Genomic DNA, 23,132 nt, shown 5'->3' on the forward strand with positions numbered 1-23,132 from the left:
CGCCCGCAGGGGCTGGCCGGGCGGATCTTTCGCGAACGCTGCAACGGTCCGGATGGCGACCGGCGGCGCCCACGGACGGCTGCATACAACGTCGGTATGCGACCCTCAGGAGCGCGCCGGTCTGAGACGGGCGGGAGCCGTGATGCATAGGAAGATGGATGTATGGCGGATGAGGGCGCCCCGCGCGCGGACGGGGTAGCGCGGCCACTGGCTCGCACCTGGGCCGCACCCGTTCGGCGAGCGATGACCAAGATGCTGAGCCCGGTCGAGGCGCCGGCCCGGCGGGAGCACACGCCCCCCTCGGTGCGGAGTTCGATCGTCGACTGCGCCCTCTACATCGATGGCGAGCGCCAGCCCGGCACGTGGCACTACGCGGAGGCGCTGGCCGCGGCCCGCCGGGAGAAGCAGCGGCACGCGTTCGTCTGGCTGGGGCTGCACGAGCCGGGCGCCGCCGAGATGGCCGACATCGCCGAGACGTACGGGCTGCACGAGCTCGCCGTCGAGGACGCGGTCAAGGCGGAGCAGCGCCCCAAGCTGGAGCAGTTCGGCGAGGTGAGTTCGCTGGTGCTACGTACCGCCCGCTATGTCGGCGAGGGCGAGCTGACCGAGACGTCCGAGGTGGTGGAGACCGGGCAGGTGATGCTCCTGATCGGTCCGGCCTTCGTGATCACCGTCCGGCACGGCGACGCCTGCCGGCTCACCCCTGTCCGGGCCGACCTGGAGAGCAAGCACGACCTGCTCGCCCAGGGGCCGTGGTCGGTGGCGTACGCGGTGACCGACCGGGTCGTCGACCTCTACGTGGAGGTGGCCGACCAGGTCGAGGTCGACCTCGACCTGCTGGAGGCGGAGGTCTTCGGCCGCCACTCGCACGGGCGGATCCAGCGGATCTACCAGATGAAGCGGGAGCTGGTGGAGTTCAAGCGGGCGGTGATGCCGCTCCAACGACCCCTGATCACGCTGACCGCGCAGGTCAACCGCGATGTGCCGAAGGAGATCCGGCGCTACTTCCGGGATGTACAGGACCACCTGACCCGTACCGTCGAACAGATCAATTCGTACGACGACCTGCTCAACTCGGTGCTCCAGGCGCGGCTGGCACAGGTGACGGTCGATCAAAACAACGACATGCGCAAGATCGCGGCGTGGGCCGCCATCGCCGCCGTGTGGACCGCGATCGCCGGCATCTATGGCATGAACTTCACACACATGCCGGAGCTGACCTGGACCTACGGCTATCCCGTGGTGCTGGCGCTGATGCTGAGCATCTCGCTCGGGCTCTACCGCTTCTTCAGGAAGAACGGCTGGCTCTAGCTAGGCGCGGACCGGCGGGGCCCCGGACAGGCCCCGCCGGTAACGGTCAGCGACGGCCCTTGGTCGTGTCGACGACGCCGTCGAGCGTCTCGGAGGCGATCGTCCCGTTCATCGTCGGGTCGACCGTTCCGTCCATCTTCTCGTCGGCGTCGGCAGCGATCGGCCCCATCGCCTGGCTGGGGTCGTACTCCTGCCACTGCTGAAGCTTGCGACGGCGCATGACCAGCGCGCCCGTCGCACCCATCGCGGCTCCGGCGACCATCAGCCCGGCCAGCATCGGCCAACGCCTGCGGGACGTCCGCGACTCCCTCTTGGGAGTGACCGCCCGCATCTTGGCGGCGCCGGCCCGGCCCGCACTGCGCCCAGCCCGCTTGGTGGTGCGGCCGGCCTCACGAGCGCCCTCCGCCGCGGCTGCGGCCAGCGGCCCGAGCGCCGCCAACGTGGACTCCCACCCGTGTGACGCGCCATCCCGGACCCGCTGCATGCCATCGGCTGCCTTCGGGCCCATCGTCTCACCTACGCCGCCCGCGGCATGCGTGGCGGCCTGCATGAAGTGATCGAAACTCTCGCCCAGCTCAGCCTTGACCAACTGGCTACGCGTCTGGTTGCGCCGCGCAAATCCGAGCACCGATACCCACCTCCTCGCCTTTCTACCCAGTCATCCTGCCTCTTCGGATGCCTTCGCACTGCCGGAACGGGCACATGGGAGGATCCGCATTGAACTGACCAACAACCGAGGAGTACCCGTGGCTGACGCTCTCTACGCCACCCTGCACACCAACCACGGCCCTATCAGGTTGGAGCTCTTCCCCAACCACGCGCCGAAGACGGTCGAGAACTTCGTGGGGCTCGCCAAGGGCACGAAGGCCTACACCGACCCGACGACGGGGCAGCCGGGCTCGGGGCCGTACTACAACGGCACGCTCTCGCACCGCGTGATCAGCGGCTTCATGGTCCAGATGGGTGACCCGACCGCCACCGGCCGGGGCGGACCGGGCTACACGTTCCCGGACGAGATCCACCCCGAGCTGTCCTTCGACCGCCCGTACCTGCTGGCCATGGCGAACGCCGGGCCGGGCATCAACAACGAGGGCACGAACGGCTCGCAGTTCTTCATCACGGTCGGCCCGACGCCGCACCTGAACCGGCGGCACACGATCTTCGGGCAGGTCGCGGACGAGGCGTCGGCCAAGGTCGTCGACTCGATCGCGAACACTCCGACCGCCGGCGACCGCCCCGTCAACGACGTGGTCATCGAGCGCGTCGAAATCGAAGGCTGACAGGTACCTTTGCCTCTATGAGTGAGTCTCCCGTGACCGTGCCGGTCTGCTACCGCCACCCGTCGCGCGAGACGTATGTCCGGTGCGTCCGGTGTGACCGGCCGATTTGCCCGGACTGCATGCGAACGGCCTCCGTCGGGCACCAGTGCCCGGAGTGCGTGGCCGAGGGACGACGCACCCAGCGACCGGCGCGCACCGCCTTCGGGGGCAGTGCCGCCGGTCGTGAGGGGTACGTCACAAAGGTGCTGATCGGCCTCAACGTCCTGGTGGCGCTGATCGGCGTCGCCTTGGCCGGTTCGAGTTCGCTCTTCGACGGCGGGCTCTTCACCAGTGGCGGTCGCCTCCAGGCGATCGGCGGGGTGGTGGCCCACTCGGTCACCGTCAACAACCAGGGCGTGTTCCTGGGCAACATCCCGGGCTTCGGCGACGTCTATCCCGGCGTCGCGGACGGGGCCTACTACCGCCTGATCACGGCGATGTTCATCCACTATGGGCTCGTCCACCTCGCGTTGAACATGTGGGCGCTCTGGATGCTCGGCCGCAACCTGGAGGCGGTGCTCGGGCCGCTCCGCTTCCTCGCGCTCTACCTGCTGGCCGGCCTCGGTGGCAACGTCGCCTGCTACCTGATCACCCCCGACAGCCTCGCCGCCGGCGCGTCCACCGCGGTCTTCGGGCTCTTCGCGGCGTTCTTCATAGTCCTGCGCAGACTCGGGCGGGACACTTCGGCCGTCATCGGCATCCTCGTGGTCAACATCGTGCTGACCTTCGCCGTGCCTGGGATCTCGATCGCCGGCCACCTCGGCGGCCTCGTCGTCGGGAGCATTGTCGGTGCCGTCATGGCGTACGCGCCAGCGGCGCGCCGGACACTGGTGCAGGCCGGGGGCAGCGGGGCGGTGCTCGTGGCGCTCGTGCTCCTAACGCTGCTACAGACGTCCGCCCTCACGTAAGGGCCCGAGCGCGGCGGCCACCTCAGAGGGCGGCGCGCCAAGGTCGTACTCGCTGAAGAGGTGTATCGACTCGCCCGCGTCGATCTCCAGTGTCTCGGTGCGGATGCCGCGCCTCGGCCGGGTGTCCACCCGTACCCGCTCGATCTGCGACCAGGCCAGGCGACGGCGGCCGGCGAACCCCGCGACAAGCGTGACCCCGTCGGGGTCGGCGGCGAGTCGCACCGGCGCGAGCAGGTCGCGCGAGGCCCAAATGGCGAGGGCGGCTGCCACGGCGGCGGCCAGCACGAGGCGGACCGCGTCGCCGTCGGCGAAGAGGATGCCGACGGCCAGGAGCGCGGCGGCCACGGCCAGCTTTGCGGCGGGCACCTTCCGGGGCACACGCCAGGTAAGGGCGTCCATGCGCCAATTTTGGCCTGGGCGGCGCGACCGCTCTCGGACCGGGCGCTACCGGAGAGTAATGTCCATCAGTATGAGGGACGCGGTCATCGTCGGCGCGGTGCGCACCCCGGTCGGGCGGCGCAAGGGCGGCCTTTCCGAGATCCATCCGGTGGACCTGTCGGCGCACGTGCTGCGCGCTCTCGCCGAGCGCACCGGCCTCGACCCGGCGCACGTCGACGACGTGTTCTGGGGCTGCGTCTCGCAGATCGGCGAGCAGTCCTGGAATATCGGCCGCAATGCCGTCCTCGGCGCGGGCTGGCCGGAGTCGGTGCCGGGCACCACAATCGACCGCCAATGCGGCTCCAGCCAGCAGGCCGTGCACTTCGCCGCCGCGACGGTCCTTTCGGGCCAGGCCGACCTCGTCGTGGCCGGCGGCGTCGAGTCGATGACGCGGGTGCCGATGGGTTCCAGCGCGGCCGGCCAATGGGCGTTCGGCGACGGCGTGCGCGAGCGCTACGGCGACGCCGGCTTCAGCCAGGGCGTCGGCGCCGAGATGATCGCCGAGCGGTGGGCTTTCTCCCGGTCGCAGATCGACGAGTACTCGCTGGCCAGCCACCAGAAGGCGGCCGCGGCGCAGGACGCCGGCGCGTTCAAGGCGGAGATCTCGCCGATCGGGCCGATCGACGCGGACGAGGGCATCCGGCGGGACACCTCGCTGGCGAAGCTTGCCGAGCTGGCCACCCCGTTCAAGGCCGATGGTGTGGTCACCGCCGGCTCCGCGTCGCAGATCTCCGACGGCGCCGCCGCGCTCGCCGTCACCACGAGCGACTGGGCACGCGAGCACGGCCTGCGGCCGCTCGCCCGCGTCCACACCGCGGTGGTCGCCGCCGACGACCCGGTCATCATGCTCACCGCGCCGATCCCGGCCACCGCGAAGGCGCTGCGCCGCGCCGGGCTGGGCATCGAGGAGATCGGTGTGTACGAGGTGAACGAGGCGTTCGCCCCGGTGCCGCTGGCCTGGCTCGCGGAGACGGAGGCGGATCCCGGGCGGCTCAACCCGCGGGGCGGGGCGATCGCGCTGGGCCACCCGCTGGGCGGCTCTGGCGCCCGCATCATGACCACGATGCTCCAGCACATGCGGGACAACGGGATCCGCTACGGACTCCAGACCATGTGCGAGGGCGGTGGCATGGCCAACGCAACGATTCTGGAACTTCTACAGTGAACTTTTCTCAACTCGGGCGACGCGGCGTCTGACCTGCCCCTTTACCGCAGGCAGGGCGCACCTCGGGGAGGCAGAAAAAGGTTCACCGTGCAACCCGCGTCACATACCGTTAGCAAGTCGTTAAACGCGGCATGGACGTGTTCTCCCGAACGTTCTTGCCCGCCGCCGCTGAGGCTGGCGTGGCCATCTCCACCGTGAGCCGCCACATGCCCGTCTTCCGACGGTGCGTAGAGGCCGACGACGCGACGGTCCTGGTCACCCGCTGCCTCCGGCCCGACCGCCCCATGCAGGGCGAGTTTCTGCTGCTGCTGACATACCGGCGCTTGGTGGTGACCCAGGAGACCCGTGTGTTCCACCGGCTCCGCCTGCACCTGAACACCGAGCTTCGACACCTCAGCAACGTCACCTGGAATCCGGACCCGCGGGTCGCCGCGGTGGAGCTCGCCGCCACCGCGGTCGACGGCATCCGCGAAAGGTTCTGGATCAAGACCGGTCACCCAAAGCAGGTCTGGCACCTGGACGCGCTACTCAGCCACGTCTTCCGTCCCCGTTTGGTGGCCGAGCGCGCCCGGCAGGCACCTCGCGTAACAGCGCTGGAAACGCTGCGCGTGCCGGCTGCCGCCTGACTGGGCCGGGGCGCCCCGACTCCCCGTGCGGGGCGCCCCCGCCCGTACGTTCCTCTAACATTCCGTTGTTTTCCGGCCGCCCGCCCGTCGGACATGATGGGTGCCGTGGAGCCGAAGGGCCTGGTGCTCGTCGTAGAGGACGAGCGAGCCATCGCCGACCTCGTCAGGATGTACCTGGCCAGGGACGGCTTTGGCGTGCACGTCGAGCACGACGGCACGGCTGGGCTCGCATCGGCACGGCGGCTGCGGCCGGTCGCTTGCGTGCTCGACATCGCGCTGCCCGGCCTGTCCGGCACGGAGGTATGCCGCCAGCTGCGCGAAGACGGCGACTGGACGCCGGTCATCTTCCTTACCGCCCGCGACGACGAGGTCGACCGGATCGTCGGGCTGGAGCTGGGCGCCGACGACTACGTGACCAAGCCGTTCAGCCCGCGCGAGCTTGTCGCCCGGGTACGCGCGGTGCTGCGCCGCACGGCCGGCACGCCCGAGGAGCGGCCGCACACGGTCGGACCGGTCACGCTCCATCCGGGCCGGCGCTCGGTCACCGTCGACGGCGCACCCGTGCAGCTGACCTCGACCGAGTTCGACCTGCTGGCCCGCCTGATGGGCCGGCCCGGCCGGGTCTTCACCCGGGAGGAGCTGCTGGCCAGCGTCTGGGGGTACGCGGCGCACACCGGTACCCGGACGGTCGACGTGCACGTGGCGCAAGTACGCGCCAAGCTGGGCGCCGGCGCGACAGTGCTGCGCACCCACCGGGGCGTCGGGTACGCGGTCGATGCCTGACCGCCCTGAGCTGACCCAACTGCTGCCGATCGTCCGGCGCCGCCCCCTCGGGCGTACCCTCACCGCCCGCGCGGTCCTCGCCGCCTGCGCGGTGGCCGTGGTGTCCGTGCTGGTGACCGCCCTGATCGCGGTGCCCATCGCGGTTCGGGGCGCGGAGCGGCAGGCACGCGACTCGCTCGACCAGCAGGCACAGGTCGCCGCGAAGCTGCTGCGGCCACGCCTCACCAGCGGCCGTACCGGCGACGAGGAGCGGCTTGTCCGGCAGCTGCGCACCGAGGAGATCGACGCGTACCTGATCCGGGCCGGCCAGCCCGACCGACCGGGCCTCCCGCCGCAGATCGTCGCGCGGATCACCGCCGGTCTGAACGTCAACACCCGCCGCCCGATCGACGGCCGTCCGTCGATTGTCGTCGGGCGCGCGCTCCCCGGCGGCAACGGCATCGTGCTCACCTCGCCCCGGCCGACCGGGCTGTGGCGGCAGGTCGTGGGGATCATCTGGCTGCCCTTGCTCGCTGGGCTCGCGGCTGGCCTCGGCGCCGGCGTGCTGATCGCCCGCCGCATGGTCCGCCCGATCCGCAACGCGGCCACCGCCGCCGCCCGGCTGCGTGCCGGTGACCGGCGCGTACGGGTGCCGGTCGAGCCGCCGCAGGAGGCCGCCGACCTGGCGTACGCCCTCAACGACCTCGCCTCCGCCCTGGCCACCAGCGAGGGGCGGCAGCGCGAGTTCCTGCTGTCGGTCTCGCACGAGCTGCGTACGCCATTGACTGCGATCCGCGGTTACGCCGAGGCGCTCGCCGACGGCGTGGTCGCGGCCGAGGGCGCGCAGCGGGCCGGCCAGACCATGCTCGCCGAGGCCGAGCACCTCGACCGGCTGGTCAGCGACCTGCTCGCATTGGCCAGACTGGAGGCGGCCGACTTCCCGCTGGCGCCGGTACGGATCGACCTGGCCGCACTTGTCCGGGAGGCCGCCGAGTCGTGGGGCGGTAGGTGTGCCGCGGCCGGTGTGGTGCTGCGAGTGGAGCTCCCCGCGTCCGAGGTGCCCGCGTTCAGTGATCCGGGCCGGATCCGGCAGGTGGTCGACGGCCTGTTGGAAAACGCGCTGCGCATCCTGCCGGCCGGCGCGCCCGTGGTGCTCGCCGCGTGGCCGGCGCCGGCCGGTGCGGTGATCGAGGTGCGCGACGGCGGGCCGGGACTCACCGACGACGACCTCGCCGTGGCGTTCGAGCGTGGCGCGCTGCGGCAGCGCTACGAGGGGGTACGCAAGGTCGGCAGCGGCCTCGGTCTGGCGCTCGCCGCCGGGCTCGTACGGCGGCTGGGCGGGGCGATCGAGGCTGGGCACGCGCCCGAGGGAGGCGCCCGATTCACGGTCACCGTTCCTAAATGATCGCTCCCTCGCCGTCGTCGAGGGTGAGCGCAGCGGTCCCCGCTCGCTCTGGGCCTTCCTTACGAAGCCCGTACACAGGCTTGACGGTCCCCTCGCCGGCCCGGCCGACGATGTTCCACATGAAACATCTCGGACTGGTGGTGGCCAGCGGAGTGCTGGCGTTGGGACTTGTGGGGTGCGGCAGCGGGCCGGTACAGGACGCTGGCGAGACCGCGGTCGAGGTAGCGGCGGCCATGGGTGTGGAGGGCCAGGCGCTGGCGGCGATGGGGCTGGACCCGTCGCCTTCCGCTTCCGCTTCCGGACCTGCTTCTGCTTCCGCGAAGCCCGACCGGAAGGAACGGCGCAAGGCCCGCGTCCTGCTGCGGAAGAACACCCTCCACGGTGAGGCGGTCGTGCAGACCAAGGAGGGCACGAAGACGGTCGCCGTCCAGCGCGGCGAGGTGACCGAGATCGACGACGATTCGGTCACCGTGAAGTCCACTGACGGGTACACGGCGACCTGGAGCTTCGCGGCCGACCTGCACGTGGTGCGGCACTCCGCGACCGTCCAGCCCGAAGAGATCAAGCCGGGTACCCAGGTCGGCGTCGCGGGTGCCAAGGACGGCGAGAACTACGTCGCCCGGCTGATCGTGGTGCCACGCGCCTAGCGAACCTCGTACGGACTCCCCGGCGGGCGGGGACCGGGGAGTCCGATTCGTACCCATCCGCATGCGCTGAATCTGATCAGGTTAGGCTTGGCGGGATATCGCAAGCGGCCCGTGGAGACCCCGTGAAGCTGTCCATCCTGATGCCGGTCTACAACGAAGAAGATCGCGTGGCGGAGGCCTTGAAGCAGGCGCTCGCGGTCGACTACCCGTGCGAGATCGAGCTGGTGATTGTCGACGACGGCAGCCGGGACGGCACAGCCGAGGTGCTCGGACGCACCGACGACGCCCGGGTGCGGGTGATCACCCACAAGCGCAACGCCGGCAAGGGCGCGGCGATCAAGACAGCGGTGAACAGCGCCGAGGGCGAGTACATGGTGATCCTCGACGCCGACCTCGAGTACGACCCGCAGGACATCCCCAAGCTCCTCGCCCCGGTGCTCGACGGCCGCGCGAAGGTGGTCTACGGCAACCGCACGTTCGGCAGCCGCAGCGCCTACAGCTTCTGGTACGTGGTGGGCAACAAGGCGGTGACCACCGCGGCGAATGTGCTGTTCAACTCCTACATCGGTGACCTGGAGACCTGCTTCAAGCTGATGCCGGTCGCGCTGTACCGGTCGCTGGACATCCACTCCCGGGGCTTCGGGATGGAGGCCGAGGTGACCGGCAAGCTGCTCCGCCGCCGCATCCGGCCGTACGAGGTGCCGGTCAGCTACACCGCCCGCGGCCGCGAGGAAGGCAAGAAGATCACGTGGAAGGACGGCGTGGAGGCGCTGTTCATCCTCGGCCGCGAGCGGGCCCGCCACCCGGTGCCACAAAAGCGCTGATCGACTGCCGGAGGCCGGCCGCGTCCAGCCCTTGCCACCGCGCGTGGTCCTCGGGGCTGCCGTAGCGGCGCAGGTCCACGCACTCCACACCAAGGCTCAGCAGGCGGTGCGGCAGGTCGCGGAGTGCGTCCGACACCACAGCGCTCGACGTGCCAGCTAGGTAGGGCTCGACAAGCACCACGTCGCTGTGGCCCAGCGCCCGCAACCCCTTGACGTCGAACGGGCGCGGCGTGTTCGTGTACGCCAGCGTCACGTCCAGCCCCTCCATGGCAGCCAGCACGGTGTCGAGCATCGGCCCGACCGCCACCACCGCCGCGCGGCTACCCCGCCGGATGGTCTGCATGCCGGTCGTCGGTCGCCCCTCCGCGTTGTGCTGGGTGGAGAGCCGGATGTAGACAGGCTCGTCGTGGGCGGCCGCCGCGGTCAGCAGCGGTCCGACCTCGTCAGCATGACCGGGTACATGTACCGTCCAGCCGCCCAGCGTGTCGAAGAGCGCGACGTCGCCCGGTGACTGGTGGGTGCGCCCCTCGGACGAGGCGTCGTAAGAAGCGCCGATGCTGACCAGCACCGCACCCACGCCCTGGTGGTTGAGGTCCAGCTTGATCTGCTCGTATGCCCGGTCCACGACGAATGGCGCGTACGAGTGCACGATCGGCCGCAGCCCGGTCAGCGCGAGCCCGCCGGCGACGCCGAGCATGAGCTGCTCGCGGATGCCCACGTTGACGACGCGGTCGGGGTGCGCGCGGGCGGCCGGCGCGAAGGCGGCGCCGGAGATGTCGGCGAGCACGACGGCGGTACGCGGATCGTCGTCCAGCAAGGCGGTGGCAGTGTCCACAAAGGTCTGTCGCATCGTTCTCACCCTTTCTTTTCTACGACCGCGACCACGACGTGCGGCGCGGTACCGGTGTGCGCCCGCAGTCCACGCTCGATCGCGTCGTGGTCCCGACCGTCGACAGTGGACGACGTCCACCCGTGAAACCGGCGAGCGATCCCGCCCGGCCACCCGTGCGTGGAGGACTGGTTGTCGATGACGATCGCGGTGAGGCTGGCGAGGCCGGTCGCGCCCGCGTATGCGATCGCCTCGTGGTTGGCACCCTCGTCGAGCTCGGCGTCGCCGGTCAGCACGTACACCCGGGCGTCGGTGAGGCCCTGCGCCCGCAGCCCGAGCGCGGTGCCCACGCCCAAGCCGAGGCCGTGGCCCAGCGAGCCGGAGCCGATCTCCACGCCGGGCACGAGCAGGCGGTCCGGGTGGTGCCCGAGCCGGCTGTCCGGCCCGGCGAGATCGTCCAGCCACTCCTCCGGGATGAAACCCTTGGCCGCCAACACGGCGTAGTAGGCGGCCGGCCCGTGACCCTTCGAGAGCAGGAAACGGTCGCGGTCCGGGTCGTCGACCCGGTCGGGTGCGGTGCGCAGCACCCGGTCGTAGAGCACCCAGAGCACGTCGAGGGTCGAGTAGGCGCTGGGTGCGTGTTTCTCGTCGCCCGTCAGGCGGGTCAGCAGCTCGCTGATTCTCGTGGTTGTCGGTGCGGCCATATCGATAGGGTGCAAGCTGAAGCGGACTTCAGCTCAAGGGATCTATGACCGACACCTCACTGACCATCGGCGAACTCGCCCGCCGCTCCGGCGTGGCACCCTCCGCGCTGCGGTACTACGAGCGGCTGGGCCTGATCCGCGCCGTCCGTACGGGCGGCAACCAGCGCCGGTACCAGCGCGCCGAGCTGCGCCGGGTGGCCTTCATCCGGATCTCGCAGCAGGTCGGGGTGTCGCTGGAGGAGCTCCGCGAGGCACTGGCGTCCCTGCCCGAGTCGCGCACACCCACCAAGGCCGACTGGGCGGCACTGTCCGCCCGCTGGCGCGGCCGCCTGAACGACCAGATCGCCTTCCTGGAACGCTTACGCGACGACCTGACCGGCTGCATAGGCTGCGGCTGCCTGTCACTGCAACGCTGCCGCCTCTACAACCCGGACGACGAACTGTCCGCCGACGGCGCGGGCCCGCGCCTGCTGCTGCCGCCCGGCGCCAGCTGACGTGGTCGCCCACCTTTACGGCCACGGTGTCCCACCCGTGAACCTGGGCCCCATGGCACACTAGGCACGGCCGCACCCAGCGCTCGACGCCGAGGGTCGCGGCCGAGGAGGGTTCGCCTAGTGGCCGATGGCGGCGGTCTTGAAAACCGCTATGGGTGGTGACACTCATCGTGGGTTCGAATCCCACACCCTCCGCTCCCGAACAGCGAAAAGCCCATCTGACCAGCGCGAACGTGAGGACACAAGGGCCGCCTGGGTCGATACCTCACTCAACCTCGCGGGTCGATCACCGGGATTCCGGCGTCCTTTGCCGCAGCTGCCAGCCGGTCGTCATACGTGGCTAGGCCGTCCAGATCCGGCCCGAGCACCCGTGCGGTGGCCAGGTGAATCGCGTCCAGCGACCGCAGCATCCGGTCCGGCTCGTTCATCGCCGCGTCCACGACCTCATCGTCGATGCTCACGTAGCTGAAGGCCAGCAGGAGTGCCCTCGCATCCGGCAGTGCCGCTGGCATGGCACGGCTGACTGCGCGGATCACCTGGATCCGCAGCAATGTCGAGCTGACCCACGATGCGCCCGTGCTTTCGTCGTAGAACGCGGCGAACGCGCGGGAATGGCTCTCCTGCGCCAGCAACTTAAGCGCGGCGGAGGTGTCGATGTAGTAAAGGCTCACCAGCGTTCCTCGTCGCGCAGGGCCGCGAGGGCATCGCCGAGGCGGTCGGTGCCGTCGCCGGCTCGCATCCGCGGCCGAAATCCGGGCCGTACCGCCAAACGAGCCCGACCCGCCTCGACCAAGCGGTCCAACACCGGTGTCGGCTCGCGCTCGCCCACCGGCACGATCCGCGCCACGAGCTTGCCGTACTCCGTCACGTCGATCGTCTCCCCATGCCGCACGCGCGCCAGCACCTCACTGGTGTTGTGGCGTAGCTCCCGCAGGCCGACTGAGTGCTCACCGAGAGTCGTCATAACCGAAAATGTATCACAATTTTGTGGCCACATAGAGCCGCGCGGCAGCGGCGGCGTGGCGGGGTGACGGGTGTGAAGTTGCGTGTCATCTTATGCCCATGGCTTCGTACGGCCGGGCGCTCAGCGCTCTCCACCCCACCTTCGCGACCATCTTCCGGAGCCTCGAAGAAGGTCTTGAAGAGGCCCAGCGCTACCACACCGAACGGCAGTACAAGCGCTCCGACGATCCCCACCTGTACCTCCATCTCGCCCGCCGCCGGGCCTGTGCCGTCCTGGAGGAGGAAGGGCTCGCGGCCCGGCTGGTCGACGACAGCGCGGCGCTCAACATGTCCGGGATCCTGATCCACCACCAGGGGTTCGCCGTCCGCGTCCTCCATGCCCAGCGGGGCACCGCCGGTGAGATCGAGGTGCCGGTGCCTGGCCCTTCGAGGCCGCGGCAGGAGTTTTGGCGGCAGGCCTCGGCTATCCCGGGGCTGGAGACCGACAACCTGCTGCTGCTCTGGCTGGACGACAAAGGCGTTCTCCAGGATCCGATGGTCCTGATTCGCCCGCTCCGTGGTGACAACCTCAAGGCAAACCTCCAGTTGGAGTGGCGCGGAAAGATCTATCGAGAGATGGCTAAGCTGCGAGCGGAAGACCTGGTTGGCCTTGAGCCCGACTGGCAGGCGGACCGGCTGGCCTAGACGACGACCAGCGGCAGCGGGCGAAAGGCGGCATACAACGGCCGTCTGGTGGTGTGACCAGCACCTAGGAGACAGAGATGGTCTACGGCGAGCGCATCAGGCAGGTGCGGGAGATGCACCGGATGACGCAAGCCGACCTCATCAAAGAGGTGCCGTCGCTCACCCAGTCTCGGTTGTCGCGCATCGAAAAGGACCTGGCGACGATCGACGAGGAATCGCTGGCGCTCGTGGCGGCGTTGACGGGCGTCGCGGTGGGCTTCTTCGCCCGGCCGCCGACACCCGGCTTCTCGGTCCTATCCCCTCAGATGAGGTCGCGTAGCCGGCTGACGCAGGGGGAGAAGTCGGCGGCGCTTCAGTGGGCGCGGCTGGTCGACGAGGAGTACCAGCATCTGCGAAGCGGGGCGCGTGCCTTGCCGGTCAGGCTGCGGCGGACGCCTGGCGCGACGCCGGCGGAGGCCGCCGCGGAGGCCCGGAAGATCCTGGGGTTCTCGCCGCATCAGCCGCTTCCCTACCTGATCCTGGCGGCGGAGCGGGCTGGCGTGACCGTCCTGGGGCTTCCGTACGCGATCGAGACGCTCGACGCCTTCTGCGCCTGGCGGCGGGGCGAGCCCGTCATCGCGCTGCTCGGCGGTGTGCCGGCTGATCGCGTGCGGTTCAGCGTGGCGCACGAGATAGGCCACCTGCTGCTGCACCAGCCCGGCCAGACTGGGCCGGGCATCGAGGCCGAGGCGGACATGTTCGCGGCCGAGCTGCTTACCCCACTCGCGGCGCTGCGGGGCGTGATGCCGCACAATCCCACGTTGAGCGCGCTCGTGATGCTCAAGACGATCTGGGGTGTATCGGTGAAGAGCCTCGTCCGCCGGGCGAAGGAGCTGGGGGCGGTCGATGGCGACCGGGCGCTGAGCCTGTACAAGCAGATGAGCTCCCGCGGGTGGAACAAGCGCGAGCCAGGCTACGTGGCCCCCGAAAAGCCGCGTGCCCTCCGCAAAATGGCGGAGATCGTGCATGGCCCGGCGATACGGACGGAGCGGTTCGCGGCGATGGCCGCCTGGTCGGAAGAGCTGGCGCTCGACGTGCTCGCCCAGCACGCCAGCCCGGACGAACTCCCACACGAGCCAGCGGCGACGAAGCACGAGCCAGCGGCGACGAAGCATCAGCCCGCGCCGGCCAAGCAGGTGACCGGCTACGCGAACGTGATCCCGCTGCGACCCGCGCCCTCCCGTCCGGCGGATAGGCGACCACGATGCGCGTCCTCGTCACTGGCGGCCATGGGTACCTGGGCAACGCCGTCTGCCGTGCCCTCGGCGACACCGGCCACCACGTCACCATGCTCAGCCGCCGCTCCGGTATCGACGTCCGGGACCGGGTCGGGGTCGCCGGCGCAGTCGAGGCCGCCCAGCCCGAGGCCGTCTGCCACCTCGCCGCCCTCACCCGGCCGCGCGACTCCTTCGCCGACCCACTCAGCTACTTCGACGTCAACGTCGGTGGCACGCTCAACCTCCTCCTCGCGCTCGACCGGCCCGTCCCCTTCGTCCTCGCCTCCAGCAGCATCGTCTACGGCGGGCAGCACACCGGAGCGCTCACCGAAGACCTCCCGGTCAACCCGGAGAGCCCGTACGCCGCCTCGAAGGTCGCCGCAGAGCAGTTGGTCGCCGCGCACGCAGCTACCGGGGCGGTCGGTGGGGTGGTGCTGCGCTGCTTCAACATCGCGGGCGCGGCCGGCGGCGTCGGCGACACGGACACCACGCGGATCATCCCCAACGTCTTCCGGGCGATCACCGGCCAGCTGCCCCACGTGACCCTGAACGGGGACGGTTCGGCGACCCGCGACTTCGTGCACGTGGAGGATGTGGCGCAAGCCGTGGTGAACGCGATCGAGCGGGCTACGCCCGGCGAGGCCGAGACGTACAACATCGCCAGTGGCGTCGGCACGAGCATGGCGGGCATCGTCGCGGCCGCCGAAGCGGTCACGGGCAAGAAGGTGGAAATCAAGCGGCTGAGCCCGAAACCCGAGCCGCCGCACCTCGTCGCCGACATCGCGCGGGCCAGGGCCGAGCTGGGCTGGGAGCCACACCGCTCGACACCCGACCGTATCGTCACCGACGCCTGGGCCGCCTGGGCTGCGGCCTAGGGTGCTGGCATGCAGACACCCGATGAGGTACCGGCGTCCTCCTCGCGGATGTGGGAGATTCCGAGCTGGCTGCTGGTTCAGACGGCCGCGCACGCCTCCCGGCTCGTGTCGGATGGGTTCGCGGCCGTCGAGGCGCGCGGCTACCACTTCAGGGTGCTGGCCACCCTGGACGAGCTAGGGCCGGCCAGCCAGGCCACGCTCGGGCGGCGCGGCGGCATACACCTCAGCGATCTTGTGACGACCATCAACGAGCTGGCCGATCGGGGGTTCGTCGAGCGCTCGCCGGACCCGGAGGACCGGCGGCGCAACGTCATCACCATCACCGCCGCGGGGCGGCGGCAGCTGCTGAGGTTGGAGAAGCAGCTGGCACAGGTACAAGATCAGCTGCTCGCCCCGCTCTCGCCCGAGGAGCGGGACGAATTCGCGCGGTTGCTCACTCGGCTTCTCCGGCACCACATTCAGCGAGTGCAAGGATGACGGTATGAGTCTTGACCGTCCTATCGCACCGGACCCGTACGAGCTGCTCCCGGCCGTACCCACGTTCACGCTGACCAGCAGTGACCTCGACGAAGGCCAGCCGTTCGACGCGGCCTTCGCCCACGGCAGCGTCGGTGGCCAGGATCTTTCGCCCCAGCTGGCCTGGTCGGGCTTCCCCAGCGAGACCCGCAGCTTCGTCGTGAACTGCTTCGACCCGGACGCGCCGACCCCCAGCGGCTTCTGGCACTGGAACCTGGTCAACCTGCCGGTCTCGGTCACCGAGCTGGCCCGCGGCGCCGGCGCTGAGGACGTGCACGGTGGTTTCCACGTCCGCAGCGACTACGGCACGCGGGCTTACGGTGGCGCCGCGCCGCCCGCGGGCGACCGACCGCACCGCTACTACTTCGCCGTCCACGCGGTGGACGTCGACGCGCTCGACGTCACGCCCGATGTCTCGAACGCGGTGGTCGGCTTCAACCTGACCTTCCACACGCTCGCGCGGGCGATCCTGGTGGCCACCTACCAGGTCAAGGCTTGATGCAGCAGCCAGTGCAGATCTTGGGCTGAGGGAGGGTGAACGCGAGGCAGCACGTCTTGCGTTGCACCGTCAGCTCGCCGTTCTGGCCGGGCACCAGCTCGATCAGGTCTTCCAGGCCCAACGTCGTAAGCAGCGTGCCGATGTGCTCCGCGGTCGAACCGGGGAGGACATCGGCCGCGCGCAGGATGCCGTGGGCGATGCCGGAGCTGACCGAGCCGAGCAGCGTACGGGGGCCGACCCGCACCTCGCCGTGGATCGCGTCGAGCATCGGGCTGAGGTGGGCGTCTAGCAGCGAGGTCCGCAGCGCGCCGAGCAGGGCCGCCTCGTCGCGCATCACCCGCACCTGCGGCAGGCCGGAGAGCGCCAGCGGGTCCGAGGGGAGCACCGCGACGGCCACCGAGCGGCGGTACCCGAGCGTGAGCAGCGGCCGCTGGTCTTCGAAGTGCATCAGCACGTCATCGGGGTAGAGCAGGGGCACGCGCCGCGCCGAGGCCCAGCCGAGCACGACGGGCAGCGAGAGCCAGTACGTGTACGCCTTCCACGCCAGCGCGGCCGCGGCGTGCGGCGACGCCTGCCACCGGTGCTTCGCCGAGTCGAGCAGGTCGGGTAGGCGACTGCCGTCGACGAGGCGGGACGTGGGGATCCAATCGGCGGTGGAGAGCTCGGGCACCACGAGGCCGGGCGTGAGACCTGGCAGGTCGTCGGTCCCGAACATCGCGCGAAGCGTGGACGTGATCGGCGCGAGCAGGTCGGCACCGGCGATCCGGTGAGGAACGACAGTGGTCACTTTGCGTCGCCTTCTGCACGGCGAGTGACGTACGCGGTCAGACCGGGCAAGTGCCAGATCCGGTACCGCGTAAACGTAGTCACCAGGCCACTTCCCTTAGTTTCTCAAGCCGACGGATCACCCTAACGTACTAAGGCTAGGCTAACCAGAGGGTCTCGCTCGCGTCTCCCTTTCTGCTCAGAACATGTCCTCAGTCACACTCCGTATGGGGCTACGCAGAGTAGCTGCCCTATGCGTCTGAGTAGCTGAACTGCCCGTCTGTCAAGGTTTTTGTCGGTAACGCGCCAGTTCATGTTCCGCCGAGCGGCTAGGAAAGCAGACTGAAAGTCCCGGCCCGAGGTAACCAAGAGATGACGACATCGCCCATCGAGCGGGCTGCGGACACGTTCGCGGCCGAACTGGCCCGATGGCGGGTTGAGCGCAGCATGAGCAAGAAGCAGCTCGCGGCCCGCATGGGCTTCGACCCGTCCTACGTCAGCCATGTCGAAGGCCGCCGACACCGTCCGACCGAAGACTTCGCTCGCCGTGCCGAAGCCGTGCTCGGCGCGGGCGGCGCGATTTGGCAGCGCTACCAGGAGTACGACGAGCTGCGTCATGCCAGGTCCTCGGCGAGTCACCGAGACCCGCCGGTGCCCGAGCAGTGGCTGCCGCCCGGCACCGGCTTGATCGTGGAGCAGGAGGTGGCCACGCTCTCGTACCGCGAGGGCTCGTACCGGTGCGTCATCCGCCGGGCCCTCTACAACGCGGGCACCGAGCCCGTCACCCGCTACCTGATCAGGGTGGCCGTCGACAGGTACCCCCATGATCCGGAGAAGTCCAACCGGCACCACCGCGATCATCCGCTCAGCTTCGCCGAGCTCGACCTCCAAGCGTGGTGCGGGGAGGAGCCGGCTCGAGAGGCGATGGAGTACCGCAAGAAGCACGACCGGGACGCGTTCAAGGAGGTCTGGCTCCTCTTCGAAAACTCCGAGGGCCGCTTTCCGCTCTATCCCGGCCAGCGCACCATGATCGAGTACGCCTACACGGTGAGCCACGACAAGTGGGGCCAGTGGTTCCAGCGCGCCGTGCGGCTGCCCACTCGGCGTCTCACGGTGCGGCTCGACTTCCCCAACTGGCTCGACGCGCAGGTGTGGGGCGTGGAGACGTCGCTGTCGGCCGAGGAGGCGCCGCTTCGTACCCCGGTCGGCCGGCGTCCGGAGGGCGAGCGGACGATCTTCGAGTGGACGACCGAGTCGCCGCCACTCAACGCCCGCTACAGGCTGGAGTGGCGTTTCCGGGGCCACAACGGCCCGCCGCCGTCCGGCCTCGCCATCGCGGTGCGGGCCAGCGACCGCATGCGCGCAGTTGGCATCGTGCAGCGCGGCGCCGACACGCTCCGCCAGGCGGCTCGGCAGTTCGATCTCCCGCACGACGAGTCGGACGCCCGGGACGTCGTCGACCGGCTGGTCGGGGCGCTCGACCGGGTCGAGGAGCTGCACACGTTCAGCAAGGGCGTGGGCTTGGCCGCGCCACAGATCGGGCTGCCCTGGGCCGCCGCGGTGGTGCGCCCTGCCGACCGCACGGCCGAGCCGGTCGTGCTGCTCAACCCTCGGGTGGTCGAGTCGTCGCCCGAGACCGACGAGCAGTACGAGGGGTGCATGTCCTTCTTCGACGTGCGTGGTCATGTCTCGCGGCCGCTTGTGCTCCAGGTCGAGCACGCGAAATGGGACGGCGGGCGACTGATCACGACCTTCGAGCAGGGCATGGCACGGCTTGTCGCGCATGAGATCGACCACCTCGAAGGCCGGCTGTACGTCGACCGCATGACACCCGGCGTCCCGCTGGTGCCGGTCGAGGAGTACCGCGAGGCCGGGAACCCCTGGCGGTACTGAGTGCCTAGATCGGCGGGCTCCCGCCGATCTAGGACAGGCCTCAGCGGGCGCCTCCACGCTCACGTACTGCCCATCTTGTGCGATTCGGTTGATCTTGGGGTGGTAGGCGACAGCTCCGGCGGCGCGTCGGGCACAGTTACCGGGTGAAGGTTGAGCTAGCCCCGCCGCCTACCGGGCGCGACTACACCACCCGCCGAAACGAGGTGCTCCTCGTCCTCGGCGTCTCGCTTGGACAGTCGGCCATCTATGCGATGGTCTCCATCACGGCGCGGCTCACCGCCAACCGCCCGCTCTCCGAGCAGACCGCCACCCTCAACGCCTCGGCGTCGCCTCGGCCGTACCTCGACCTCACCTACCAGCTGCTCGGGATCTTCTTTGCGCTGGTCCCGGTGCTGCTGGCGATACACCTGCTCAATCGCGACCGCGACGCGCGGGCGACCCTCGGCCTCGACCGCCGGCACCCCGTCTTCGACGTGCTGTTCGGCATGATATTGACGGTGGCGATTGGCTTCCCTGGCATTGCCCTCTACCTCGGTGCGCGCCAGCTCGGCATCAACGCCAACGTGGTGCCGGCCGCGCTACCCGACCTGTGGTGGGCGTTGCCGGTGTTGATCTTGGCTGCCGCACAGAACGCGATCCTCGAAGAAGTGGTCGTTGTCGGATATCTGATGACCCGCCTCGAGGAGCTCGGGTGGCGGGTACGAGCCGTCATCGCGGCGAGTGCCCTGCTTCGCGGCTCCTACCACCTGTACCAAGGCTTCGGTGGTTTTGTCGGCAATGCGGTGATGGGCGTAATTTTCGCGTTCTTCTACCTGCGCACGAGGCGTGTACTCCCGCTGGTGATCGCGCACACGCTGCTGGATGTGGTGGCCTTCGTCGGGTACACGCTGGTGAAGGACATGACCTGGTTCCAGCGCTTCTTTGGCTGACGCTCGACCGCGCTAGCTGGTGCGGAAGCGTGCCCGAGCCCGGTACCCGAGCCGCTCCACCGCCGCCGCCACGCCCAGCGCAGCCGTCACCGGCATCACACCAGGCAGCCGCCGCACGACCATGCGCACCGCCACCCACCCACGCGGCTGACTGGACAACGGCATCACCAGCCGCCACGCCGCCAGCAGCGCCGGCGGCCCGTTCACCTCCAGGTCGGCCGCGGTCGCTTCGGACAGCGCGGCCCGGGCCGCGTCCGCGCTGGGATGCACCCCCAGCAGCACCAGCAGGTCGACCGCCCGCTCGGCGTCGAGCGGATCGTGCCCGTACGCCGCTGCCAGATGCAACACCAGCGCCGCCTGAGCCCACGCGGTCGCGGAAAGCTCGGCCACCGGCATCAACCGCCCGAACGCCACCGACACCGCACCGCCCACCCCGCCATCCGCACGAAGCGCCGAGTGGCCAGCCGCGCCAGCCCGTCGGCCGTCGCCGCCGGGTAGGTAGCCCGCGTCTGTGCGGCCCAGTCGCGCGCGTGCGGCCCGATCGCCCGCACGGCCGCAAGAGCCAAGAGCTCCGGGGCATGTCCAGGCCGATCGAGGACCCGCGGCGTGATCGCCGGTCCATCTTCCGCATTGGTACGTTCGACGACCGGCCCACCCACGAGGGTGACCGCCTTCCGGGCCGAGGTGCCGCCCGCAGCCGCCGCCCGCGCGGCCGTGGTCGCCGCCACTTTCCGAGCCGCCGTCTCGGCGCCCTCCTTAGCCACCTCAGCGGCGGTCGCTGCCGCCTGTGCCCGGGCCGGCTCCGCCTCGGTCGGCGCTAGGTGCGCCGGCGCGGCCTCGTCTGGCTGGCTTGGCACCGCTGGCTCGTTGGCGCGCGCGTCGTTGGCTGGCTGTGCTGGGGCTGGTTCCGCTTCGGTGGGCGTCCGTTGTGCGGGCGCGGCCTCGTCCGGCGTCGTGGCCTCAATCGGCTGGCTCGGCGCCGACGGCGCGTCGTTGGCTGGCTCTGCCTCGGTCGGCGTCCGCTGTGCGGGTGTGGCTTCGTCTGGCGTTGCGGTCTCGATCGGCTGGGTCGGCGCCGGCGGCTTGTCCGGGAGCGCGTCCTTGGCTGGGTCTATCTGGGCTGGCTCTGCTTCGATCGGCGCTCGCTGCGCCGGTGCGGCCTCGTCCGGCGTCGCGGCCTTGGCTGGCTGGCTCGTCGCCGCCGGCTCGCCGGCGACCGCGTCCGGCTCTGTCTGGGCCGGCTCCGGTTCGGTCGGCGTCCGCTGTGCGGGTGTTGCTTCGTCTAGCGTCGCGGTCTCGATTGGCTGGCTCGTCGCCGCCGGCTCGTCGGGACGCGCATCGTTGGCGGGCTCCACCCGGACTGGCTCCGTTTCGGTCGGCGTCCGCTGCATGGGATCGGCCTCGGCTGGCTGGCTCGGCGGCGGCGGCTCGTCCGGGCGCGCGTCCTTGGCTGGCTCGGCCCGTGTCGTGGCATCGGCAGGCCCGGTTTGCGCGGCCGCCGCTGGGGCTGGCTCCTCCCGGGCGGCGCTCTTGGCTCGCTGAGTCCGCGCCGGCGCCTCGTCAGATTCCGCCTTCTTAGCCGACCGGCTCCGCGCGGCGGCCTTCGCCGCTGGCTCGTCCTGGGTCCTGCTCCTGGCCGGCCGGGTGCGCGTCGGTGCATCCTCCTCTTGCGCGCCTGTGGCGTTCGTCCTGGCTGCTGGCGTGCGCGGAACCGAAGCCTCCGTGGCTGACACGTCCGGCGTGGTCCGTTTGGCTGCCCGTGCCCGTGGTGCCGGCGCGTCGGGGTTGGTCGCCTTGGCTCGGCGTGCGCGGGGAGCTGGCGTTTCCGTATCCGTCGCTGTTGTGTCGGGGCTGGTCGCCTCCGCCGGTCGCGCGGATGGCGGTGCAGCCTTCGCGGCCTCCGCGTCCGGGCCGGTCTGCGTGGCCGGCCTGGTGCGCGGGTCTGGCTCGTCAGAGGGCTCGTCCGGCAGCGTCGGCGCCTGGAACAGCACGGAAGGCGCAGGCCGGCGGGCCGGCGGCCGGCGCGGCGGAGGCGGCGGTGTCGGGTCCTCTTCCGGCGGGGTGAAGGCAGCCTTGGAGGGGCGAGACCGCTCCCGCCGGCCGCCCGGGCGCTGCTCCTCCTCCATGAAGACGGAGCCTAGTCCCGACGGGCCCGAAGCACCTCCCGGAAACCCGGCCGCCGACGACCCTGCCGCTTTGCCGCCACGGACGGGCGCACGGTATCCTCGGCGGGCGGTGGTCTGCGACGGCCACCTGGGAGACTTCGCCTAGTCTGGTCTATGGCGCCGCACTGCTAATGCGGTTGGGGTCTTAACGCCCCTCCCGGGTTCGAATCCCGGAGTCTCCGCGCGAAGGCTGGTGTGTATGCTGGTCGAGCACCTGCGCCCGTAGCTCAATGGATAGAGCATCTGACTACGGATCAGAAGGTTAGGGGTTCGAGTCCCTTCGGGCGCGCAATACGAAACGGCCTCCCGCCGCAGGTGGGAGGCCGTTTCCCGTCGTAGTGCCATCGACCTGCCTCGCCGCGACCTGGCGCAGCAGGTGCTTGTAGATCCGCCGGGTGACGTCCGGGCTCGCGTGGCCGAGGATCATCTCTACGGCCTCGATCGGCACGCCACTGGCCAGCTACGCCTAGCCGCTTGACGGCCGGGTTCAGGTGACCCGGGGTTAAGCTCACCGGTATGACGGCTGCCTTTGCAGACGACGAACCCTCGATCCCGCCAACTGACGTGGACTGGGACACGATGCTTAGCCGGGTCCGCGAGATTGCCGACAACGAGGATCGTTCGCCAGGCCTGCGCGCATGGGCGAGAGCCCAGATGGCCCAGATCCTTGCGATCATCGAAGCCGCCGAGCTTGAGCAGGATGCAGCAGACGTGACCGCGGCGCTGGTAGAGCGCGGTGAGTCCATGCCGGCCGAGCAGCTGTGGGCGGAGCTGGGAGTGTGAGCGGGCGATACGAGGTCGTATTCCGACCAGCCGCCGCCCGCCAAATCAAGGCGCTCGACAAACCGACCCAAATCAAGGTCAAGGACGCCACTGAAGCTCTCCGCGACGATCCGCGGCCACCTGGTTGCGTCAAGATGGCGGTCGGGAAAGACCTCTACCGCGTACGAATCGGCGACTACCGAATCCTGTACATCATCGAAGACTCGGTACTGGTCGTGACTGTGGTCAAGGTCGGCAACCGACGGGACGTTTACCGTCCCTGAGTCACCGGCCTAGGGGCTGCTCCTGGGTCTCATGGCCTGATGGCCTCATTGCCACAGCCCCAACCCCGCATTCGCGTACCTGCGGCGCCTGATCACGAGGACCTCCGAT

27 protein-coding genes, 3 tRNA genes and 1 pseudogene are annotated in these 23,132 nt (G+C 70.1%); 22 read left to right on the plus strand and 9 right to left on the minus strand.

What is annotated here, in order from left to right; translation table 11 throughout:
• The first annotated feature begins 162 nt into the window (after window positions 1-162).
• Complete coding sequence (corA, locus tag Pflav_RS33655; RefSeq protein WP_173040789.1) at window positions 163-1,311, plus strand: magnesium/cobalt transporter CorA; 1,149 nt, start codon at window positions 163-165, stop codon at window positions 1,309-1,311.
• Window positions 1,312-1,357: 46 nt separating this feature from the next.
• Here the strand turns inward: corA and Pflav_RS33660 are convergent, their stop codons facing one another.
• Entirely contained in the window at window positions 1,358-1,939 is a 582-nt protein-coding gene (locus tag Pflav_RS33660) for a hypothetical protein (RefSeq protein WP_173040790.1), read from the minus strand.
• A gap of 118 nt (window positions 1,940-2,057) precedes the next feature.
• On the opposite strand from Pflav_RS33660, the gene Pflav_RS33665 reads away from it, so the two are divergent.
• A complete protein-coding gene (locus Pflav_RS33665; protein WP_173040791.1) occupies window positions 2,058-2,591 on the plus strand; it encodes a peptidylprolyl isomerase in 534 nt (177 codons plus the stop codon).
• 17 nt (window positions 2,592-2,608) lie between these two features.
• Complete coding sequence (locus Pflav_RS33670; protein WP_173040792.1) at window positions 2,609-3,538, plus strand: rhomboid family intramembrane serine protease; 930 nt, start codon at window positions 2,609-2,611, stop codon at window positions 3,536-3,538.
• Here the strand turns inward: Pflav_RS33670 and Pflav_RS33675 are convergent.
• Window positions 3,515-3,937 carry a PH domain-containing protein gene (locus Pflav_RS33675; protein ID WP_173040793.1) on the minus strand — a complete coding sequence of 141 codons (423 nt, stop codon included), beginning with the start codon at window positions 3,935-3,937 and terminating at the stop codon, window positions 3,515-3,517. The genes Pflav_RS33670 and Pflav_RS33675 overlap by 24 nt on opposite strands.
• Window positions 3,938-4,007: 70 nt before the next feature.
• On the opposite strand from Pflav_RS33675, the gene Pflav_RS33680 reads away from it, so the two are divergent.
• The 6 genes from Pflav_RS33680 (at window position 4,008) to Pflav_RS33705 (ending at window position 9,405) form a co-directional block, all read left to right on the plus strand.
• The gene (locus Pflav_RS33680; RefSeq protein WP_173040794.1) at window positions 4,008-5,141 is read left to right on the plus strand and encodes an acetyl-CoA C-acyltransferase; all 1,134 of its coding nucleotides are present in this window, start codon (window positions 4,008-4,010) and stop codon (window positions 5,139-5,141) included.
• 131 nt (window positions 5,142-5,272) lie between these two features.
• Window positions 5,273-5,767 (plus strand): hypothetical protein, encoded by a 495-nt coding sequence (locus tag Pflav_RS33685; RefSeq protein WP_173040795.1) that lies wholly within the window; start codon window positions 5,273-5,275, stop codon window positions 5,765-5,767.
• Window positions 5,768-5,863: 96 nt separating this feature from the next.
• A complete protein-coding gene (locus Pflav_RS33690) occupies window positions 5,864-6,550 on the plus strand; it encodes a response regulator transcription factor (RefSeq protein ID WP_232072204.1) in 687 nt (228 codons plus the stop codon).
• Window positions 6,543-7,934, plus strand: coding sequence for a sensor histidine kinase (locus Pflav_RS33695; RefSeq protein ID WP_173040797.1), 1,392 nt, complete (start codon window positions 6,543-6,545; stop codon window positions 7,932-7,934). Before Pflav_RS33690 ends, Pflav_RS33695 begins: the two co-directional genes overlap by 8 nt.
• Before the next feature lie 119 nt (window positions 7,935-8,053).
• Complete coding sequence (locus Pflav_RS33700; RefSeq protein ID WP_173040798.1) at window positions 8,054-8,581, plus strand: hypothetical protein; 528 nt, start codon at window positions 8,054-8,056, stop codon at window positions 8,579-8,581.
• 122 nt (window positions 8,582-8,703) lie between these two features.
• Window positions 8,704-9,405, plus strand: coding sequence for a glycosyltransferase family 2 protein (locus Pflav_RS33705; protein WP_173040799.1), 702 nt, complete (start codon window positions 8,704-8,706; stop codon window positions 9,403-9,405).
• Here Pflav_RS33705 and Pflav_RS33710 read toward each other — a convergent pair.
• Together Pflav_RS33710 and Pflav_RS33715 are read right to left on the minus strand one after the other, a co-directional pair.
• Window positions 9,356-10,255 carry a transketolase family protein gene (locus tag Pflav_RS33710; protein ID WP_173040800.1) on the minus strand — a complete coding sequence of 300 codons (900 nt, stop codon included), beginning with the start codon at window positions 10,253-10,255 and terminating at the stop codon, window positions 9,356-9,358. The two genes, Pflav_RS33705 and Pflav_RS33710, sit on opposite strands and share 50 nt — an antisense overlap.
• A gap of 5 nt (window positions 10,256-10,260) precedes the next feature.
• Complete coding sequence (locus Pflav_RS33715) at window positions 10,261-10,938, minus strand: transketolase (protein ID WP_173040801.1); 678 nt, start codon at window positions 10,936-10,938, stop codon at window positions 10,261-10,263.
• A gap of 44 nt (window positions 10,939-10,982) precedes the next feature.
• On the opposite strand from Pflav_RS33715, the gene soxR reads away from it, so the two are divergent.
• Entirely contained in the window at window positions 10,983-11,432 is a 450-nt protein-coding gene (gene soxR / locus Pflav_RS33720) for a redox-sensitive transcriptional activator SoxR (RefSeq protein WP_173040802.1), read from the plus strand.
• 106 nt (window positions 11,433-11,538) lie between these two features.
• Window positions 11,539-11,627: transfer RNA gene (locus tag Pflav_RS33725), tRNA-Ser, on the plus strand.
• Between the two features lie 74 nt (window positions 11,628-11,701).
• On the opposite strand, the gene Pflav_RS33730 is transcribed toward Pflav_RS33725, so the two are convergent.
• Both Pflav_RS33730 and Pflav_RS33735 read right to left on the minus strand, forming a co-directional pair.
• On the minus strand, window positions 11,702-12,103 hold the full coding sequence (locus tag Pflav_RS33730; protein ID WP_173040803.1) for a type II toxin-antitoxin system VapC family toxin: 402 nt from the start codon (window positions 12,101-12,103) through the stop codon (window positions 11,702-11,704).
• Window positions 12,100-12,396: a type II toxin-antitoxin system Phd/YefM family antitoxin gene (locus Pflav_RS33735; RefSeq protein ID WP_173040804.1), complete on the minus strand. Its 297-nt coding sequence runs from the start codon at window positions 12,394-12,396 to the stop codon at window positions 12,100-12,102. Before Pflav_RS33735 ends, Pflav_RS33730 begins: the two co-directional genes overlap by 4 nt.
• Window positions 12,397-12,494: 98 nt before the next feature.
• Here Pflav_RS33735 and Pflav_RS33740 point away from each other — a divergent pair, with 98 nt between their 5' ends.
• From Pflav_RS33740 to Pflav_RS33760, 5 genes and pseudogenes are all read left to right on the plus strand, one after another.
• Window positions 12,495-13,079 (plus strand): hypothetical protein, encoded by a 585-nt coding sequence (locus tag Pflav_RS33740; RefSeq protein ID WP_173040805.1) that lies wholly within the window; start codon window positions 12,495-12,497, stop codon window positions 13,077-13,079.
• Window positions 13,080-13,384: 305 nt separating this feature from the next.
• Window positions 13,385-13,933 (plus strand): annotated as a pseudogene (locus Pflav_RS49135) (ImmA/IrrE family metallo-endopeptidase); the annotation flags it as partial.
• A 389-nt stretch (window positions 13,934-14,322) separates the two neighbouring features.
• The gene (locus Pflav_RS33750; protein ID WP_173040806.1) at window positions 14,323-15,210 is read left to right on the plus strand and encodes an NAD-dependent epimerase/dehydratase family protein; all 888 of its coding nucleotides are present in this window, start codon (window positions 14,323-14,325) and stop codon (window positions 15,208-15,210) included.
• A gap of 9 nt (window positions 15,211-15,219) precedes the next feature.
• Window positions 15,220-15,687: a MarR family winged helix-turn-helix transcriptional regulator gene (locus Pflav_RS33755; protein ID WP_173040807.1), complete on the plus strand. Its 468-nt coding sequence runs from the start codon at window positions 15,220-15,222 to the stop codon at window positions 15,685-15,687.
• Window positions 15,688-15,691: 4 nt separating this feature from the next.
• A complete protein-coding gene (locus tag Pflav_RS33760) occupies window positions 15,692-16,225 on the plus strand; it encodes a YbhB/YbcL family Raf kinase inhibitor-like protein (RefSeq protein WP_173040808.1) in 534 nt (177 codons plus the stop codon).
• Here Pflav_RS33760 and Pflav_RS33765 read toward each other — a convergent pair.
• On the minus strand, window positions 16,215-16,940 hold the full coding sequence (locus Pflav_RS33765) for a hypothetical protein (protein ID WP_173042786.1): 726 nt from the start codon (window positions 16,938-16,940) through the stop codon (window positions 16,215-16,217). The genes Pflav_RS33760 and Pflav_RS33765 overlap by 11 nt on opposite strands.
• Before the next feature lie 422 nt (window positions 16,941-17,362).
• Here Pflav_RS33765 and Pflav_RS33770 point away from each other — a divergent pair, with 422 nt between their 5' ends.
• Both Pflav_RS33770 and Pflav_RS33775 read left to right on the plus strand, forming a co-directional pair.
• A complete protein-coding gene (locus Pflav_RS33770) occupies window positions 17,363-18,883 on the plus strand; it encodes a peptide deformylase (protein WP_173040809.1) in 1,521 nt (506 codons plus the stop codon).
• Between the two features lie 143 nt (window positions 18,884-19,026).
• Entirely contained in the window at window positions 19,027-19,812 is a 786-nt protein-coding gene (locus Pflav_RS33775) for a CPBP family intramembrane glutamic endopeptidase (protein ID WP_232072206.1), read from the plus strand.
• A gap of 12 nt (window positions 19,813-19,824) precedes the next feature.
• On the opposite strand, the gene Pflav_RS33780 is transcribed toward Pflav_RS33775, so the two are convergent.
• A complete protein-coding gene (locus Pflav_RS33780) occupies window positions 19,825-20,244 on the minus strand; it encodes a hypothetical protein (protein ID WP_232072208.1) in 420 nt (139 codons plus the stop codon).
• Window positions 20,208-21,167 carry a hypothetical protein gene (locus Pflav_RS33785; protein WP_173040811.1) on the minus strand — a complete coding sequence of 320 codons (960 nt, stop codon included), beginning with the start codon at window positions 21,165-21,167 and terminating at the stop codon, window positions 20,208-20,210. Before Pflav_RS33785 ends, Pflav_RS33780 begins: the two co-directional genes overlap by 37 nt.
• Window positions 21,168-22,068: 901 nt before the next feature.
• On the opposite strand from Pflav_RS33785, the gene Pflav_RS33790 reads away from it, so the two are divergent.
• The 4 genes from Pflav_RS33790 to Pflav_RS33805 all read left to right on the plus strand — a co-directional run bounded on the left by Pflav_RS33790 (window position 22,069) and on the right by Pflav_RS33805 (window position 23,023).
• Window positions 22,069-22,159 (plus strand) — tRNA-Ser (locus tag Pflav_RS33790).
• A gap of 34 nt (window positions 22,160-22,193) precedes the next feature.
• A tRNA-Arg gene (locus Pflav_RS33795) sits at window positions 22,194-22,266 on the plus strand.
• Between the two features lie 227 nt (window positions 22,267-22,493).
• On the plus strand, window positions 22,494-22,760 hold the full coding sequence (locus Pflav_RS33800; protein WP_173040812.1) for a hypothetical protein: 267 nt from the start codon (window positions 22,494-22,496) through the stop codon (window positions 22,758-22,760).
• On the plus strand, window positions 22,757-23,023 hold the full coding sequence (locus tag Pflav_RS33805) for a type II toxin-antitoxin system RelE family toxin (RefSeq protein ID WP_173040813.1): 267 nt from the start codon (window positions 22,757-22,759) through the stop codon (window positions 23,021-23,023). Before Pflav_RS33800 ends, Pflav_RS33805 begins: the two co-directional genes overlap by 4 nt.
• Window positions 23,024-23,132 lie beyond the last annotated feature (109 nt).

Source organism: Phytohabitans flavus (assembly GCF_011764545.1).
Lineage (GTDB): Bacteria > Actinomycetota > Actinomycetes > Mycobacteriales > Micromonosporaceae > Phytohabitans > Phytohabitans flavus.

Bases quoted from the DNA above. Each gene is read 5' to 3' on its own strand.
- Pflav_RS33755 (WP_173040807.1), top strand. From the start codon at position 15,220: ATGCAGACACCCGATGAGGTACCGGCGTCCTCCTCGCGGATGTGGGAG.
- Pflav_RS33710 (WP_173040800.1), bottom strand. From the start codon at position 10,255: ATGCGACAGACCTTTGTGGACACTGCCACCGCCTTGCTGGACGACGAT.
- soxR (WP_173040802.1), top strand. From the start codon at position 10,983: ATGACCGACACCTCACTGACCATCGGCGAACTCGCCCGCCGCTCCGGC.
- Pflav_RS33800 (WP_173040812.1), top strand. From the start codon at position 22,494: ATGACGGCTGCCTTTGCAGACGACGAACCCTCGATCCCGCCAACTGAC.
- Pflav_RS33760 (WP_173040808.1), top strand. From the start codon at position 15,692: ATGAGTCTTGACCGTCCTATCGCACCGGACCCGTACGAGCTGCTCCCG.
- Pflav_RS33675 (WP_173040793.1), bottom strand. From the start codon at position 3,937: ATGGACGCCCTTACCTGGCGTGTGCCCCGGAAGGTGCCCGCCGCAAAG.
- Pflav_RS33715 (WP_173040801.1), bottom strand. From the start codon at position 10,938: ATGGCCGCACCGACAACCACGAGAATCAGCGAGCTGCTGACCCGCCTG.
- Pflav_RS33700 (WP_173040798.1), top strand. From the start codon at position 8,054: ATGAAACATCTCGGACTGGTGGTGGCCAGCGGAGTGCTGGCGTTGGGA.
- corA (WP_173040789.1), top strand. From the start codon at position 163: ATGGCGGATGAGGGCGCCCCGCGCGCGGACGGGGTAGCGCGGCCACTG.
- Pflav_RS33735 (WP_173040804.1), bottom strand. From the start codon at position 12,396: ATGACGACTCTCGGTGAGCACTCAGTCGGCCTGCGGGAGCTACGCCAC.
- Pflav_RS33765 (WP_173042786.1), bottom strand. From the start codon at position 16,940: ATGTTCGGGACCGACGACCTGCCAGGTCTCACGCCCGGCCTCGTGGTG.
- Pflav_RS33690 (WP_232072204.1), top strand. From the start codon at position 5,864: ATGGGTGCCGTGGAGCCGAAGGGCCTGGTGCTCGTCGTAGAGGACGAG.
- Pflav_RS33670 (WP_173040792.1), top strand. From the start codon at position 2,609: ATGAGTGAGTCTCCCGTGACCGTGCCGGTCTGCTACCGCCACCCGTCG.
- Pflav_RS33685 (WP_173040795.1), top strand. From the start codon at position 5,273: ATGGACGTGTTCTCCCGAACGTTCTTGCCCGCCGCCGCTGAGGCTGGC.
- Pflav_RS33740 (WP_173040805.1), top strand. From the start codon at position 12,495: ATGGCTTCGTACGGCCGGGCGCTCAGCGCTCTCCACCCCACCTTCGCG.
- Pflav_RS33770 (WP_173040809.1), top strand. From the start codon at position 17,363: ATGACGACATCGCCCATCGAGCGGGCTGCGGACACGTTCGCGGCCGAA.
- Pflav_RS33695 (WP_173040797.1), top strand. From the start codon at position 6,543: ATGCCTGACCGCCCTGAGCTGACCCAACTGCTGCCGATCGTCCGGCGC.
- Pflav_RS33680 (WP_173040794.1), top strand. From the start codon at position 4,008: ATGAGGGACGCGGTCATCGTCGGCGCGGTGCGCACCCCGGTCGGGCGG.
- Pflav_RS33750 (WP_173040806.1), top strand. From the start codon at position 14,323: ATGCGCGTCCTCGTCACTGGCGGCCATGGGTACCTGGGCAACGCCGTC.